Origin of the sequence: Paenibacillus elgii NBRC 100335 (assembly GCF_004000865.1) — a bacterium.
Taxonomy (GTDB): domain Bacteria; phylum Bacillota; class Bacilli; order Paenibacillales; family NBRC-103111; genus Paenibacillus_G; species Paenibacillus_G elgii.
Genome location: NZ_BIMB01000042.1, coordinates 46,224 through 62,587, shown reverse-complemented (window position 1 = coordinate 62,587; position 16,364 = coordinate 46,224). Strand labels below are relative to the sequence as shown.

The window sequence follows — 16,364 nt, the reverse complement described above, 5'->3', positions numbered from 1 at the left end:
GGGTCAAGGCGGCGGCTATCGCGGCGGTCAAGGTCAAGGTCAGGGTCAAGGAGGCCAGGGCGGCGGTTATCGCGGTGGTCAAGGCCAGGGCCAAGGAGGCCAAGGCGGCGGCAATCGTGGAGGTCAAGGCGGCGGCCAGCAGGGCCAGCGTCCGGATCAACGCAGAGGCGGCGGCTTCGAGCAGCGCAATAACAGCGGCAACCGCCAGGCGTCCATTCCTCCGAAGCCGACGGCAGCTACTATCGGTATGGATGTAGACGATTCGGCAGCCAACAGAGGCGCAAAGAAATCGAAACCGAATAATAATAATAAACGCTTTGAAGATAACCGGGGCGGTGGAAGAGGCCAACAAAACCGCGGCAGAGCCCAAGGTCGTGGCGGTAGGAATCAGGAGCCTCCGAAACCGAAAATCGATAATACGCCGAAGAAAATTATCGTGCGTGGAACGATGACTGTAGGCGAGATGGCCAAAGCGCTGCATAAGGATGCTTCCGAAGTCATTAAGAAGCTTCTGTTCCTCGGCGTCATGGCAACCATCAATCAGGAGCTTGATTTGGATGCGATCCAACTACTTGCATCCGATTACGGTGTGGAAGTCGAGCTGAAAATTCCGGTCGAGGAAGACAAATTCGAACAATTCGAAGAGCAGGACGAAGAAGCGGATCTGATGGAGCGTCCTCCGGTGGTCACCATCATGGGTCACGTCGACCACGGAAAAACGACTCTTCTCGATGCGATCCGCAAGACAAGCGTAACCGAAGGCGAAGCGGGCGGTATCACGCAGCATATCGGCGCTTACCAGGTAGAAACTCACAACAAAAAGATCACGTTCCTTGATACGCCGGGTCACGAAGCGTTTACGTCTATGCGTGCCCGCGGCGCACAGGTGACAGATATCACCATTATCGTGGTTGCAGCCGATGACGGCGTCATGCCGCAAACGGTAGAGGCGATCAGTCACGCCAAAGCGGCGAAAGTGCCGATTATCGTTGCGGTGAACAAAATCGATAAGCCGGATGCGAACCCGGATCGGGTCAAGCAAGAGTTGACCGAATACGAGCTTGTTCCTGAAGAGTGGGGCGGCGATACGATTTTCTGCAACATTTCCGCGAAGCAAGGGATCGGGCTGGAAAATCTGCTCGATATGATTTTGCTTGTAGCCGAAGTGCAGGAGCTTAAAGCCAATCCGAACAAGCGTGCCAGAGGAACGGTCATCGAAGCTGAGCTGGACAAAGGCAAAGGACCGGTGGCGCGCATCTTGATCCAACACGGTACGCTTAAAGTGGGCGACAGCTTCGTCGCAGGCGTATGCTTCGGGCGTGTGCGGGCCATGATGAACGATAAAGGACGCAAGCTGAAAGAAGCCGGGCCTTCGACGCCGGTGGAAATTACCGGTTTGACCGAAGTGCCTCAAGCCGGCGATCCGTTCCTGGCCTTCGAGGACGAGCGTAAAGCGAGAGATATCGCCGAGAAGCGTGCTATCACGCTGCGCCAATCCGAGATGGGCGCGAACGCCCGCGTTACGCTGGACGATCTGTACAAACAGATTAAAGAAGGCGAAGTTAAGGATCTTAACGTCATCATTAAAGCGGACGTTCAAGGTTCTGCCGAGGCGCTCAAAGGCTCTTTGGAGAAAATCGACGTCGAAGGCGCGCGCGTTAAAATTTTGCATAGCGGCGTAGGGGCTATCACCGAGTCCGACGTTATTCTGGCATCGGCTTCCAATGCGATCGTCATCGGCTTTAACGTCCGTCCGGAGCCGCAAGCGAAAAATACCGCGGAGCAGGAAAAAGTTGATATTCGTCTGCACAGCATCATTTACAAAGTCATGGAAGAAATCGAGCAAGCGATGAAGGGGCTTCTCGATCCGGAATATAAAGAAGTCGTTATCGGGCATGCTGAAGTCCGCAACATCTTTAAAGTGTCCAAGGTCGGCACGATTGCGGGCTGCATGGTGACGGACGGCAAAATCGTCCGCTCTGCCGAAGTGCGGATTGTCCGCAGCGGAATCGTCGTTTTCGAAGGCAAGATCGACTCGCTGAAACGATTCAAGGATGATGCGAAAGAAGTGGCGCAAGGCTACGAATGCGGTATATCTTTGGAGCGTTTTAATGATCTTAAAGAGGGAGACACGATTGAAGCCTTCGTTATGGAAACTGTAGAGAGGTGATCCGCTATGGCAAAAATTCGCGTGGGCAGAGTCGGGGAACAAATCAAGAAGGAATTAAGCCAGATCATTCAATCCGAACTGAAAGACCCGCGCATCGGTTTCATTACCGTGACCGGCGTCGATGTGACGAATGATTTTTCCCAGGCCAAAGTATACTTGAGCGTGCTCGGCAGCGACGAACAGAAGGAAGAAACGCTGAAGGCACTCGCCCGCGGCACCGGCTTTATCCGTTCCGAGCTCGGCAAACGAATTCGGATGCGTAAAATTCCGGAACTGCTGTTTAAGTTCGACGCCTCGATCGATTACGGCAGCAAGATCGAAACGCTTATTCACCAAATTAACGACGGGAATGCGGAAGAATGACCGCAGCGGAATATGCCGTTCAGCTTCAAGCGGCGGCCGGGTTTATCCGCGAGCAGGATGATTTTCTGGTCGTAGCCCACGTGCAACCCGACGGCGATGCCGCCGGGTCCACGTTTGCGGTCGCTTGGATGCTGCAGTCGTTAAACAAACGATTCACACTGATCAACGAAGGCCGGATCCCGGATAAGTTCATGTATATGGCCGGCCCTCATACGGTCATCGAATACGTGAAAGATCCGCCCGAACGCAAGTTCTCGGCAGTGATCTCGGTCGATTGCGCGGATTTCGGACGAATCGGCTTGGTGAGCGAATGCTTCGCGCAGGAGCGGAAGCTGCTGAACATCGATCATCACGCCACCAATGACGGTTTCGGAACCGTGAATCTGGTGCGTTCCGATGCCGCGGCTACCGTAGAGGTGCTGTACGATCTGGCGCTAGAGCTGAACCTGGAGTTCACGCCGGAGCTGAACGATTGTATTTACACCGGTTTGCTGACCGATACGGGAGGCTTCCGTTATTCCAATACGACGCCCAAAGTGATGCAGATTGCGGCAGATATGCTGGCACGAGGTGTGAAAGGGTATGAGCTTGCCGAAAGGCTGCTCGAAACGATGACGCTCGGTCAGGTATCCTTGCTGAAGCGAAGCCTTAATACATTGTCCTTTGCCCATGACAACAAGGTTGCCTGGCTGTCCGTCACTTTGGACGATTTGTCCGCTACCGATGCATCCAGCGAAGATATGGACGGACTCGTCAACTATGCCCGCAATGTCGAAGGGGTTGAAGTCGGCATGCTGTTCAAGGAAAAAGAGCCCGGCATCGTTAAAGTCAGCTTCCGTTCCGGAGGTTTGGCCGATGTCGCGGCGCTTGCCCAAAAATTCGGCGGCGGCGGGCATGTCAAAGCGGCCGGGTGCACGATTCGCGGTTCGATGTCCGAAGCGGTTGAACGGGTTGTTCGGGAAGTAGGGATGGCACTCGCATGACAACGGAATTGGAAGGTATTTTGCCCGTGTGGAAGCCGAAAGGCTTTACTTCCCACGATGTGGTAGCTAAAGTGCGCCGCATCGTTAGAATAAAGCGGATCGGCCATACGGGAACGCTCGATCCCCAAGTGACTGGCGTCCTGCCGCTTTGCATCGGCAGGGCAACCCGGCTTGTGGAGTACATCCAGGAGCTGCCGAAAGCGTATGAAGCGACGCTGCTCTTGGGACTTGCCACCGATACGGAAGACCTGTCGGGGGAAGTGCTGGAGCGGGTGGAGCGTCTTGGAGAACGGTTAACGCCGGAGCAAGTGACAGCGGCGGTTTTACGCTTTATCGGCGACATCGAACAGGTGCCGCCGATGTATTCTGCCGTCAAGGTGGACGGCAAACGATTGTACGAGTTGGCGCGGCAGGGCGTCCAAGTGGAGCGGAAATCCCGGACGGTCACGATTTACGGCATCGAAGTGCTGGAGACGGATTGGTCGGGAGATTATCCGAAAGTCAAATTTCGCGTCGACTGCTCCAAGGGAACGTATATTCGCACGTTGTGTGCGGATATCGGAAAAGCTCTTGGCGTTCCGGCCGTTATGGCAGAGCTGGTGCGAACCTCAACCGGACATATTGGGCCGGAACGATGCCTAACGCTTGAACAGATCGAAGCTCTTCACCAAAACGGAGAGCTTGCCGGACGGTTGATTCCGATGGAGCAGGCCGTTGCCCATTTACCGTCCGTCCAGCTTTCTTCCGTTCAAGCGCAGAAGGCGCTGCAGGGGCAAAAGATTCGCGTCAGCGAGGGGCAGAAGGCAGCCTTAAACGCCTTTTCGTTCATCGGTGAGCCGACGGTCGCCTGCTTCGCGGAAGAGACGGGCGCGTTAATCGGGCTTTTTGAATGGGATTCGGAACCGGGATTGCTGCTGCCGGTCAAAATATTTTCTTGAGCTTGAGCGGTCAAACGCACCAAAGAAATGTAGGTGAAAGACATCCATGGAAACGGTACAGCTATCGTATCCGCTGCCGCAGGACGGCCGTCCCGACGATTCCGCCAAGGTGCTGGCGATCGGAGATTTTGACGGCGTTCACCTCGGTCACCGGGAAGTGATTCAGAGGGCGGTCGAACGCGGGGCCGAGCTTCAACTGCCGGCTGCCATCATGACGTTTCATCCGCATCCCAGACAAGTGCTCGGGATGGACAAATACACCAAGCTGCTTACGCCGCTCGCGGCCAAGCAGGAATTGCTGCGGCAGCTTCAGGTCGACACGACCTATGTCGTGGATTTTAGCGAATCGTTTATGCGCGTAACGCCCGAACAGTTTGTCGAGCGTATGCTCGTGCCGATGAAGGTCAGTACGGTTTTCGTCGGATTTGACTTCACCTTCGGCTACAAGGGCGCAGGGACGCCGGATACGCTGTGCGATTTGGCCAAGGGGAGATTTGCGGTCGAGGTGGTTCGTCCGTTTCACAGGAACGGCGAGAAAGTTAGCAGCACGTTGATTCGCGAATGCTTGCTGCGCGGCGATATTGCCGAAGCGAATGCGCTGCTTGCCCGGCCTTACCGGCTGGAAGGAACAGTCGTGCACGGAGACGGGCGGGGCCGTACAATAGGTTTCCCGACCGCGAATCTTGAGGTGAGCCAGCCTTACGTTATTCCAGCCAATGGCGTCTATGCCGTACAGGTCACTGTTGGGGGGCGCAAAGTAGGCGGGGTTATGAATGTCGGAGTGAAGCCTACCTTCGTTACCGGCCTGACGCAGCCCGCGCTGGAGGCGCATTTGTTCGATTTCCACGAAACGATCTATGGAGAGGACGTACAGGTGGAACTGCTCGCGTTTATTCGTGAAGAACGGAGATTCGCTTCGGTTCAAGAGCTGATTTCCCAGATCGGTCAAGATGCGGATCAAGCGCGTTCGATCCTTGCGGCTCGAAAAACGATTCAAAACTCGTAATTGTATTTTACTTTTATAAACAAACTATGGTATACTATGAAGCGTTGTCGATTCAACATGCTATCGCATGAGGAATACAGGACATCGCATGAACCTTGGCATGGAGAATCGAGTACTCCATCGGTCTCTGGGCCACAGGGGATATACTTATTATTTTCGGAGGTGACTTAATCATGGCATTGACACAAGAACGCAAGCAGGAACTGATCCAAACGCACAAGACGCATGAAAGCGACACGGGATCTCCAGAAGTGCAAGTTGCAATTCTTACGGAAAACATTGTGAACCTGACCAGCCACTTGAAGACGCACAAGAAAGATCATCATTCTCGTCGCGGTCTGCTCAAAATGGTCGGCCAACGCCGTAAGCTTCTGACGTACTTGAAAAACAAAGACGTCAAACGTTACAGCGCTTTGATCGAAAAACTCGGTCTGCGCCGTTAATTCAGCCTTACAACTAAAGCAACCACGTTTGTCCTTTGTGCACGCCGGAACGCCTGGCGTACGGATGCACGGGCTGCGGGGTTGCTTTTTTAAAATATCGGGATAGCACTATTTTCATAAAAAGCAGGAAATACTGACTAATATGCAGAATGGTTAAGGAAGACCTCGGTCGAATAATTCTACATAACCGAATTCCGGGTAAGAAGTTTCAAAAGCTTTGAACGAAAATTGAGGAGGTTGAATATGGAGAAGCAAGTGCAGATGGATCTCGGCGGCCGTCCGTTGATTCTGGAAACCGGACGTCTGGCGAAGCAGGCGAACGGCGCTGTCGTTGCGCGTTACGGCGAAACTGTCGTGCTTTGTACGGTAACGGCTTCCGCCGAGCCGAAAGATTTGGATTTTTTCCCTCTAACCGTGAACTACGAGGAGCGTCTTTATTCGGTAGGTAAAATCCCCGGAGGCTTTATTAAAAGGGAAGGACGTCCCAGCGAGAAAGCGATTTTGTCCAGCCGTTTGACGGACCGTCCGATTCGTCCGTTGTTTCCGGAAGGATTCCGCAATGACGTGCAGATCGTTGCGATCGTCATGAGTGTGGATCAGGAATGTGCGCCGGAAATTGCGGCCATGATCGGAACCTCCGCAGCGCTCAGCATCTCGGATGTACCATTTAACGGTCCGGTGGGCGGAGTCATAGTCGGACGGGTAGACGGGCAGTTCGTCATTAATCCGACCCTCGAGCAATCGGAAAAAAGTGATATCCACCTCGTCGTTGCAGGCACGAAGGATGCTATCATGATGGTTGAAGCCGGTGCGGAAGAAGTGCCGGAGGAAGTGATGCTGGAAGCGATCATGTTCGGTCATGACGAAATCCGCAAAATCGTTGCCGTTCAGGAGCAATTCGTGCAGGAAGTCGGCAAGCCGAAAATGGAAGTCAAGCTTCACAGCGTCGATAGCGACGTAAACCAAGCGGTTCGCGAGTTCGCTCAAGCCCGTCTGGTGGAAGCGGTCAAAATTCCGGAGAAGCACGCAAGACAAGATGCGATCGACGCGATTAATAGCGAAGCGAAGGAGCATTTTGCCGCGGTTTACGCCGAAACGCCGGAGAAAATGGCCGACGTCAAAGAAACGCTGTACGATATCGTGAAAGAAGAAGTGCGCCGCTTGATTACGCACGATAAAGTTCGTCCGGACGGACGCGGACTCGATGAAATCAGACCGATCGAATGCGATATCAACCTGCTGCCGCGTACGCACGGTTCCGGTTTGTTTACCCGCGGCCAAACGCAAGCACTCAGCATATGTACGCTTGGAGCGCTCGGCGACGTGCAAATTCTCGACGGTCTCGACCTGGAAGAATCGAAACGGTTTATGCATCATTATAACTTCCCGCCGTTCAGCGTAGGCGAAGCCCGTCCGCTGCGTGCGCCGGGACGGCGTGAAATCGGACACGGGGCGCTCGGCGAACGTGCGCTGGAGCCGGTTATTCCTTCTGAAGTCGACTTCCCGTATACGATCCGTCTGGTTTCCGAGGTGCTGGAATCGAACGGCTCCACTTCGCAGGCGAGCATTTGCGCGAGCACGCTGGCGATGATGGATGCAGGCGTTCCGATCAAAGCTCCGGTAGCTGGCGTAGCTATGGGTCTGATCAAAGACGGGGAGCATTACTCGATCTTGACGGACATCCAAGGGATGGAAGACCACCTTGGCGATATGGACTTTAAAGTGGCAGGTACCGCTAAAGGGGTTACCGCGCTGCAGATGGATATCAAAATCGACGGAATCGACCGGGCTATTTTGACGGATGCGTTGGAGCAGGCGAAAAAAGGTCGCATGCACATTTTGAACAAAATGCTGGATCGCATTTCGCAGCCGAAATCGGACCTGTCGCCTTATGCGCCGAAAATCGTCACGATGCAGATCAACCCGGACAAAATCCGCGATGTCATCGGAGCGGGCGGCAAAATCATCAACAAAATCATCGAAGAAACCGGCGTGAAAATCGACATCGAGCAGGATGGCCGCGTCTTCATCGCTTCGTCCAACAGCGAGATGAATGAAAAAGCGCGTCAAATCATCGAAGGCATCGTCCGCGAAGTCATCGTCGGGGAAACGTATCTCGGCACCGTGAAGCGGATCGAAAAGTTTGGCGCTTTCGTCGAAATTTTACCGGGCAAAGAAGGCTTGGTGCACATTTCCCAGTTGTCGACCGAGCGGGTAGGCAAGGTGGAAGATGTCGTCAAGATTGGCGATACGATTACCGTGAAAGTTACGGAGATCGACAACCAAGGCCGTGTCAATTTGTCGCGTAAAGCGGTATTGACGGCGCAAGTTCCAGCCCAATCCTAATTTAACGCTTGAGTTTTTCAAGCGAGCATGCAGAAAGAGCCAGAGTAGTCTGTCTCTTTTTTGTTTGCCCGAAAATCCGGATTTCAGCCGCGTCACTCTCTATATGTTGGTCTAAACCTGTCCCGCAGGGCATAAGATGGGGACAAACAGGTGTGGACAGGAGAATGGGCATGAAACGCAAACGATGGTTAGCTGCGTCATTATGCTTTGGAGCGCTGCTGCTCGTCCTGCAGTTCTCTCCGGCGGTCGACCGATTTGTACAGCATGCCAGAGAGAAGAACGGTAATGAACGGGCCGCTGACGATGTACGGACGTTCTCCTCTTTGCTGTCGCTAAGGGTATGGAATGACGTAGGGAAAGATCGGCGGGCCAGAGTGTTTGAGAGAATCAAGGCCGAGGCGGCGAAGCGCAATATCCCGCCGGTGGACGCCAAGATCGATCGCGTCTGGAAAGCGATACCGGGATACAACGGGCTGGAAGTCGATGTCGAGAAGTCGCTGGAGCTGGCAGAACGGCAGTCGTTTCCGGAAACGCCGCAGCTCGTATTCCGCGAAGTGCCGCCTCAAGTCGATCTGGATCAACTCGGACCGAATCCGATCTACAAGGGCAACCCGGCGAAGCCGATGGCTGCGCTCATGATCAATGTGGCGTGGGGCGACGAGTTTTTGCCGCGAATGCTGGACATTCTTCGCAAGGAGCAGGTGCATGCGACCTTTTTTTTCGACGGAACGTGGCTGAAAAAAAATATTCCGACCGCCCGCGCAATTATGGGAGAAGGGCACGAAGTTTCCAATCATGCCTACTCTCACCGGGACATGAGCAAGCTCAGCCGGACGCAAGCCGCAGCCGAAATCAGCAAGACCGAGGCGATGCTGAAGCAAGAGCTGGGCGTGCAGAACCGTCTGTTTGCCCCGCCTTCGGGCGATTACAATCAAATGACCGTAGACGTCGCGCACGAGATGAAGCTGCGCACCATTCTCTGGACGATCGATACGGTAGATTGGAAAAAGCCGGAGCCATCTTCCATCGTACATAAAGTAGCTACACGGATCGAGCCCGGCTCGCTGATCCTGATGCATCCTACGTCATCGAGTAGCGCCGCGTTGCAGGGCATGATTCGCGCAATCCGGGCCAAAGGGCTGTCTTTGGGCACCGTCAGCGAGGTCATCTCGCCCGCACGGGTTCCGAAGGTTGAGTCCGCCGGACAATAATGGTAATATCAGAATGTTATACCTATGTAGGGAATCAAGACTTCGCCGTACCGAGGAGGCTTAAAGCGTTTGGACAAATACACACTTACCAACGGACTGCGGCTCGTCATCGAGAAAATTCCGACGTGCCGCTCCGTTGCTTTCGGCATCTGGGTCAAAACCGGATCGCGCAGCGAAAACGAGACGAACAACGGCATTTCGCATTTTATCGAGCATATGCTCTTCAAGGGCACGGAAAAATACTCCGCTAAAGATATCGCCGAAATTTTTGACGGCATCGGAGGCAACGTGAACGCCTTCACTTCCAAGGAGTACACATGCTATTATTGCAAGGTGCTGGACGAGCATCTGCCGCTCGCGGTGGAGGTGCTCTCCGATATGTTTTTCGGTTCGGTATTCGATGAGACGGAATTGGAAAAAGAAAAAAATGTCATTTATGAAGAAATAGCGATGTATGAAGATACCCCGGACGATATGGTGCATGATCTGATTGCCCGGGCCGCTTTCGGCGGGCATTCGCTCGGACGTACGATCATCGGCACGCAAAGCAATCTGGCGGCGATGACCTCCGATACGCTCAAGGAGTACATGAAGTCGCACTATACGATTGCCAATACGGTCATCAGCATCGCCGGTAACATTAACGACGATGTTGTCGGCTTGATCGAGAAGCATTTCGGCAGCTTCGCAAATGCGGGCTCGCAGGCCACACTCGAGCCTTTGGCGTTCCGGAGCGATTCCGAATACCATCAGAAGAAAACCGAGCAAAATCATATCTGTCTATCGCTGCCCGGGCTGGCTGCGAAGGACGACCGGCTATATGCGATGATCCTGCTGAACAATGCGATCGGCGGCGGAATGAGCTCCCGGTTATTCCAGGAAATTCGCGAGAAACGCGGGCTGGCCTACTCGGTATATTCCTATCATTCTTCCTACCAGGACGGGGGGCTTTTTACCGTCTATACCGGTACGGCTCCTAAGCAGACCGAAGAAGTGCTTAAGGTGACGCTGGAGCTGCTGGCCGACATCAAAGAGAAGGGATTGACCCCGACCGAGCTGAAGAAGGGCAAGGAACAGATGAAAGGCAGCTTGATTCTGAGCCTGGAGAGCACCAGCAGCCGGATGAACCGGATCGGGAAGAATGAATTGATGCTTGGCCGACATTACAATCTGGATGAAATGATACAGCGTATCGAAAGCGTGGAGATGGAGCACGTTCAAGCGCTGACGGCGGAGCTGCTGTCCGTTCCGTTCGCATTGGCTATGGTCGGGCAGACGAATGAGGCCATCGCCGGATTTAGGAGGGATCAGCTTGTCTGAACGAATCGAAGTATTCATTAAACGGCTGCCGGGGAACGAAGATATCGCGCTGCCGCAAAAAATGTCCGAGCTTGCCAGCGGCTTCGACCTGTATGCGGCCGTAAGCGAGCCGCTTGATCTCGGGCCGGGCGAACGGGCGCTCATTCCGACCGGATTTGCGCTTGCCATGCCGGCAGGGCTGGAAGCTCAAATTCGTCCGCGAAGCGGGCTTGCTTTTAAACACGGAATCACCTCCTTGAACACGCCGGGCACGATTGATGCTGATTACCGCGGCGAAGTCAAGGTGCTGCTGATCAATCACGGCAAAGAAACGTTCACCATTAACCGTAACGAGCGTATTGCGCAGATGGTGTTCCAAACGGTGCCGCTCATTACGCTGACCGAGGTAAGCGAGCTGGACGAGACGGAACGCGGAGCAGGTGGCTTCGGACATACGGGAACAAAATAGGGAAAACGGACGCTCTAAGCGCTTTTCCGCAGGCCGGCATTTCGGCCCGGTGGAAGAGCGCTTTTTTGCTGGCGCCGAGCGTTGCGTGCCGCCGGCGTTTGAGGGCTTGATCTGCTGGAACCCATCTCTGGGCTGTCGCATAAGATGATTTATCGAGAGCGACATGGAAAGAGGTGAGAATGAATGCTGACCGGGATTCAAGTAGCGTTGATCGGCGGCGATGCCAGGCAGCTCGAGGTGATTCAAAAATGCTCCGAACTCGACGCATCCGTCGTTTTGTTCGGCTTTGATAATTTGCAGAACGGTTCAAGCGGGATTACCAAGGCAGAATTGACGCCCGAAGCGCTTGTGGCTTTGGATGCCGTCATTTTGCCTGCTGTTGGGACGGACGATCAAGGAAATGTGGACAGTCTGTTTTCATCCAAAGAATTGCGACTCAACCATGAACATATAGCTGCTCTGCCGAAACATGCCATCGTCTTTACGGGCATGGCCAAACCTTACTTACGCGAATTGTGTTCGAACGAAGGCATCACACTGATCGAATTGTTCGACCGCGACGATGTGGCGATTTACAACTCCATTCCGACAGCCGAAGGCGCGGTGATGATGGCGATTCAGAACACGGATATCACCATTCACGGCTCGGAATCCATGGTGCTTGGCTTCGGCAGAACCGGAGCGACGCTTGCCCGCACGCTGCAAGGCATGGGCGCGAAGGTCAAGGTAGGCGTCAACAAGCCCGAATATTATGCGCGCGCGATCGAGATGGGAATGAACCCCTTTTATACCCAAGACCTGATTTCCCATGTATCCCAAACGGATTTGTTGTTCAATACCATCCCGGCCATGGTGGTCACCGCTCAAGTCATCGCTAATATCCCGCATCGCGCCATTATTATCGATCTTGCCTCCAAGCCGGGCGGAACCGATTTCCGCTATGCCGAAAAGCGCGGCGTGAAGGCGATGCTCGCACCAGGGCTGCCCGGGATCGTCGCCCCGAAGACGGCCGGACGCATCATTGCCGACACGTTGACCCGCATCATTATGGAGGATGCAAGACGAAGGAGGAACGGGGAATGAATTGGGATCAATTGACGGTAGGCTTTGCATTGACCGGCTCTCATTGCACGTTTGAAGAAACGATGCCGCAAATCCGGCGTTTTGTCAACGCCGGGGCTAAGGTCGTGCCCATCGTATCTAATACGATCATGACCACGGACACCCGTTTCGGCACGTCGGCAAATTGGCAAAAAGAGTTGAAAGAGATCACAGGAAATGATATTATTTCTTCAATTGTAGATGCAGAACCGCTCGGTCCTTCGAAACTCCTCGACATAATGGTGATTGCTCCCTGTACCGGGAATACGACCAGCAAGCTTGCCAACGCCATGACGGAAAGTCCCGTGCTGATGGCGGCCAAAGCGCAGATGCGCAACGGGAGGCCGCTTGTGCTGGCGATTTCGACAAATGACGGACTGGGACTGAACGCCACGAATATTGGTAAGCTGCTGATTACCAAAAATATTTATTTCGTCCCGTTCGGACAGGATGCGCCGACGGTCAAGCCGAATTCGCTTGTGGCGCGTATGGATTTGATTATGGAAGCTTGCGAGGCGGCCCTTCAGGGCAAGCAGCTGCAGCCGATGCTGATTGAACGGTTTAATTACTGATCCTGCATTTTTTATCATTTATTCTTTAGGGGAGAGGACAATACATGTCGAATCAAAAGTTGTTTAACGTCGCAGTAGTAGGCGCGACAGGTGCCGTAGGAGAACAGATCCTCCGTTTGCTGGCTGAACGGAATTTCCCCATCCAAGAGCTGAAGCTCTTGTCCTCGGCCCGGTCCGCAGGCAAGAAACTTCAGTTCAAAGGCCGTGAAGTGACGATTGAAGAAGCAACGCCGGACAGCTTCAAAGGCGTAGACATTGCCCTGTTCAGCGCAGGAGGCGACGTCAGCCGGGAACTGGTTCCGGAAGCGATCAAGCATGGAACCGTATGTATCGACAACACCAGCGCGTTCCGGATGGACCCGGAAACGCCGCTTGTCGTGCCTGAGGTAAATATCGACAAAGTCAGCGACCACAAAGGGGTCATTGCCAACCCGAACTGCTCTACGATTCAAATGGTGCAAACGTTGAAGCCACTTTACGACCGTTACGGCATTTCCCGCATCATCGTTTCCACTTACCAAGCGGTATCGGGCGCAGGCGCCAGCGCAATTAACGAAATGCTTCGCCAGTCTCGCGAAGTGCTGGAAGGAAATGCTGTGGATCCGCAAATTTTGCCGGTAGGCTCTTTGCCGGTCAAGCATCAAATCGCATTCAACGCTATTCCGCAAATCGACAAATTTGTGGACAATGGCTTTACGTATGAAGAAATGAAAATGATCAACGAAACGAAAAAAATTATGGGTGACGAATCTCTGGAAGTTACCGCGACTTGCGTGCGGATTCCGGTCGTTTACGGCCACTCCGAATCGGTTTATGTCGAACTTAAGCAAGATTTCGATATCGAAGAGGTGAAACGCCTGCTGGCTGATTCGCCGGGAATCGTGGTACAGGATAACGCTGCCGAGCAGTTGTATCCGCTGGCTACGGAAGCGACAGGTAAGCTGGAAACGTTCGTCGGACGTATTCGCCGCGATCTTAGCAACCCGAGAGCCCTCAATCTGTGGATCGTATCCGACAACCTGCTCAAGGGAGCGGCTTGGAATGCCGTCCAAATTGCCGAATACATCGCAATCGAGCAGCAATAATGGAACCAAACTGGCTTTCTGAGATATTCAGGAAGCCAGAATTATGCTATTAACTATGGCACATGGATAAGGGGAGAGATCACATGAGGATCTTGGTGCAAAAATTCGGAGGCACATCTCTTTCCACAGCCGAGGCTAGAACACACGTTATTGAACACATCCAAGATGCTTTGAACCAAGAATACAAAACGGTTGTTGTTGTTTCGGCTATGGGTCGCAGAGGGGAGCCTTACGCAACGGACACGCTGCTGGATTGGATTGGTCAAAATGGAAATAACCTGCCTGCGCGCGAAAGGGATATGCTGCTATGCTGCGGCGAATTCATCTCGGCCGCTACGCTGTGCAGTTTACTAAACGCCGAAGGGATTCCTGCCGTTGCTTTAACCGGCGCGCAAGCGGGAATTTTGACGAATGACGAATTTGGCAATGCCCAGATCGTCTCGATTCGGCCGGGGCGGATGCTTGAGCTGCTGGAGCAGGGGAACGTCGTCATCGTCGCCGGATTTCAAGGCGAGTCGGCGACAGGCGATTTTACGACGCTCGGCCGGGGCGGAAGCGATACGTCGGCTACCGCGCTTGGAGCGGCTTTAAATGCGGAGCTCGTAGAAATTTTCACGGATGTGAGCGGTATTTTGACGGCAGATCCGAGGATCGTGGAAGATGCAAAACCGCTTTCGGTCGTCTCTTATATGGAAATCTGCAACATGGCGCATTTAGGGGCGAAGGTCATTCATCCCAGAGCGGTAGAAGTCGCAATGAATGCTGGTATTCCGGTAAGGGTACGCTCCACGTTTTCCAAAGATAAAGGAACGCTTGTTACGCATGCCGACGCGCTTCGGAACGAATCTGGCGCCGTGCAGGACCGGTTTGTGACGGGCATCGCTCATGTGGCGCATATTTCGCAAATTCGGGTAGCGCCTCAGGAAGGCAGCTACGATCTTCAGCTTAACGTCTTTAAAGCGATGGCGCGGCAGCGAATCAGCGTCGATTTTATTAACGTCAACCCGTCCGGCGTCGTGTACACGGTCTTTGACCATGAGGCGGAGCGGGCGGCCGAAACGCTTCAGGGAATGGGTTATACGCCGCACATCACGCCGAACTGCGCTAAAGTTTCGATCATCGGGGCCGGAATGAACGGCGTACCCGGCATCATGGCCCACATTGTCGAAGCGCTTACGGAAGAGGACATCCAAATTTTGCAATCTGCCGATTCGAACACTACAATCTGGGTACTGGTGCAAGGCGACGATATGGTCAAAGCCGTCCGTGCGCTGCACCGCAAATTCGAGCTCCATAGATAACGCATAATGTTTTAGGAGGAGACAACACGTGGATTTTGGCACAATGATAACCGCCATGGTTACACCGTTCGATGACAAACTTAACATCGACTGGGCGCAATTTGAGAACGTGATGGACTACTTGATCGAGGAGCAGCAAAGCGACAGTCTCGTTATCTGCGGCACAACCGGCGAATCTCCTACACTAACGGAAGAAGAGAAGCTCGAAAGTTTTCAAAGGGCCGTAAAATACGCGCGCGGCCGCTGCAAAATTATTGCAGGGACCGGCAGCTACGATACCGCTCATTCCATTCATTTGTCACAAGCGGCTGAAAAGCTTGGTGTCGATGCGCTGCTACTGGTGGCGCCGTACTACAATCGACCTTCGCAAGAAGGACTGTATCAGCATTACAAAGCCATTGCCGAGTCGGTTAACATACCGATCATCCTTTATAACGTGCCCGGGCGTACCGGTGTCAACATCGAGCCGGAAACGACGATTCGTTTATCGCACATTCCGAACATCGTTGCGACGAAGGACTGCACGGATACAGACCAGTTGACGCAGATCATTACCGGAGCCGCCCCGGGCTTTCTAGTCTACAGCGGCGACGATAGCGCTACGCTCCCCGCTATGGCGGTCGGAGCACGGGGAATCGTCAGCGTTGCGAGCCATGTGATCGGCAAAGAAATGAGAACGATGATCGATTGCTATTTGCAGGGTGAAGTAAAAGAGGCGGCGAGGCTTCATGGCCGACTGCTTCCGGTATTCCGCGGGCTGTTCCTGTGCCCTCATCGCGTACCGAGCCCGGCTCCGGTCAAGCATGCGCTTAACCTGAAAGGATTGCGTGTGGGCGGGGTTCGACTGCCACTCGTGGACGTCACGGAGCAAGAAAAACAATTTATCGCTTCGCTTTTTGCATAAGCTTTACGACAACCGGTGCCCTGTGGCATCGGTTTTTTTGTTTTGGGAATAATACGCTATACGCAAGGTGGATAGCCGAGTTGACCGGCTCACTTGTAAAGAGTCATTTTTTTCATGTATAATGATGTCAAGTGACTGGTGCGGTTAAAATTTGGTTTTGAATAATCATATGG

Annotated in this window: 15 protein-coding genes; all 15 read left to right on the top strand. The window is 53.6% G+C overall.

The window, feature by feature from the left end:
- The coding region (infB, locus tag PEL01S_RS25135; protein WP_255320158.1) for a translation initiation factor IF-2 at positions 1-2,170 on the top strand (2,170 nt) is incomplete at its 5' end.
- Between the two features lie 6 nt (positions 2,171-2,176).
- Positions 2,177-2,533, top strand: coding sequence for a 30S ribosome-binding factor RbfA (gene rbfA / locus PEL01S_RS25130; RefSeq protein ID WP_010491245.1), 357 nt, complete (start codon positions 2,177-2,179; stop codon positions 2,531-2,533).
- The gene (locus PEL01S_RS25125; RefSeq protein WP_127462201.1) at positions 2,530-3,516 is read left to right on the top strand and encodes a DHH family phosphoesterase; all 987 of its coding nucleotides are present in this window, start codon (positions 2,530-2,532) and stop codon (positions 3,514-3,516) included. Before rbfA ends, PEL01S_RS25125 begins: the two co-directional genes overlap by 4 nt.
- The gene (gene truB, locus PEL01S_RS25120) at positions 3,513-4,454 is read left to right on the top strand and encodes a tRNA pseudouridine(55) synthase TruB (protein ID WP_127462200.1); all 942 of its coding nucleotides are present in this window, start codon (positions 3,513-3,515) and stop codon (positions 4,452-4,454) included. The genes PEL01S_RS25125 and truB overlap by 4 nt, the downstream gene beginning before the upstream one ends.
- Before the next feature lie 46 nt (positions 4,455-4,500).
- Positions 4,501-5,460, top strand: coding sequence for a bifunctional riboflavin kinase/FAD synthetase (locus tag PEL01S_RS25115; protein WP_127462199.1), 960 nt, complete (start codon positions 4,501-4,503; stop codon positions 5,458-5,460).
- 173 nt (positions 5,461-5,633) lie between these two features.
- A complete protein-coding gene (gene rpsO / locus PEL01S_RS25110; RefSeq protein WP_010491237.1) occupies positions 5,634-5,903 on the top strand; it encodes a 30S ribosomal protein S15 in 270 nt (89 codons plus the stop codon).
- 243 nt (positions 5,904-6,146) lie between these two features.
- Positions 6,147-8,249, top strand: coding sequence for a polyribonucleotide nucleotidyltransferase (gene pnp, locus PEL01S_RS25105; RefSeq protein ID WP_082867239.1), 2,103 nt, complete (start codon positions 6,147-6,149; stop codon positions 8,247-8,249).
- 170 nt (positions 8,250-8,419) lie between these two features.
- Entirely contained in the window at positions 8,420-9,460 is a 1,041-nt protein-coding gene (locus tag PEL01S_RS25100; protein ID WP_063187837.1) for a polysaccharide deacetylase family protein, read from the top strand.
- 69 nt (positions 9,461-9,529) lie between these two features.
- The gene (locus tag PEL01S_RS25095) at positions 9,530-10,780 is read left to right on the top strand and encodes a M16 family metallopeptidase (RefSeq protein WP_063187835.1); all 1,251 of its coding nucleotides are present in this window, start codon (positions 9,530-9,532) and stop codon (positions 10,778-10,780) included.
- Complete coding sequence (gene dut / locus PEL01S_RS25090; protein ID WP_231885194.1) at positions 10,773-11,228, top strand: dUTP diphosphatase; 456 nt, start codon at positions 10,773-10,775, stop codon at positions 11,226-11,228. The genes PEL01S_RS25095 and dut overlap by 8 nt, the downstream gene beginning before the upstream one ends.
- A 183-nt stretch (positions 11,229-11,411) precedes the next feature.
- Positions 11,412-12,311 (top strand): dipicolinate synthase subunit DpsA, encoded by a 900-nt coding sequence (dpsA, locus tag PEL01S_RS25085; RefSeq protein WP_010491232.1) that lies wholly within the window; start codon positions 11,412-11,414, stop codon positions 12,309-12,311.
- Positions 12,308-12,901 carry a dipicolinate synthase subunit B gene (locus PEL01S_RS25080; RefSeq protein ID WP_063187831.1) on the top strand — a complete coding sequence of 198 codons (594 nt, stop codon included), beginning with the start codon at positions 12,308-12,310 and terminating at the stop codon, positions 12,899-12,901. The genes dpsA and PEL01S_RS25080 overlap by 4 nt, the downstream gene beginning before the upstream one ends.
- A 44-nt stretch (positions 12,902-12,945) precedes the next feature.
- Positions 12,946-13,986, top strand: coding sequence for an aspartate-semialdehyde dehydrogenase (locus tag PEL01S_RS25075; protein ID WP_127462198.1), 1,041 nt, complete (start codon positions 12,946-12,948; stop codon positions 13,984-13,986).
- 83 nt (positions 13,987-14,069) lie between these two features.
- Positions 14,070-15,287 (top strand): aspartate kinase, encoded by a 1,218-nt coding sequence (gene dapG, locus PEL01S_RS25070; protein ID WP_010491229.1) that lies wholly within the window; start codon positions 14,070-14,072, stop codon positions 15,285-15,287.
- Positions 15,288-15,315: 28 nt separating this feature from the next.
- Complete coding sequence (dapA, locus tag PEL01S_RS25065) at positions 15,316-16,191, top strand: 4-hydroxy-tetrahydrodipicolinate synthase (RefSeq protein WP_127462197.1); 876 nt, start codon at positions 15,316-15,318, stop codon at positions 16,189-16,191.
- Positions 16,192-16,364 lie beyond the last annotated feature (173 nt).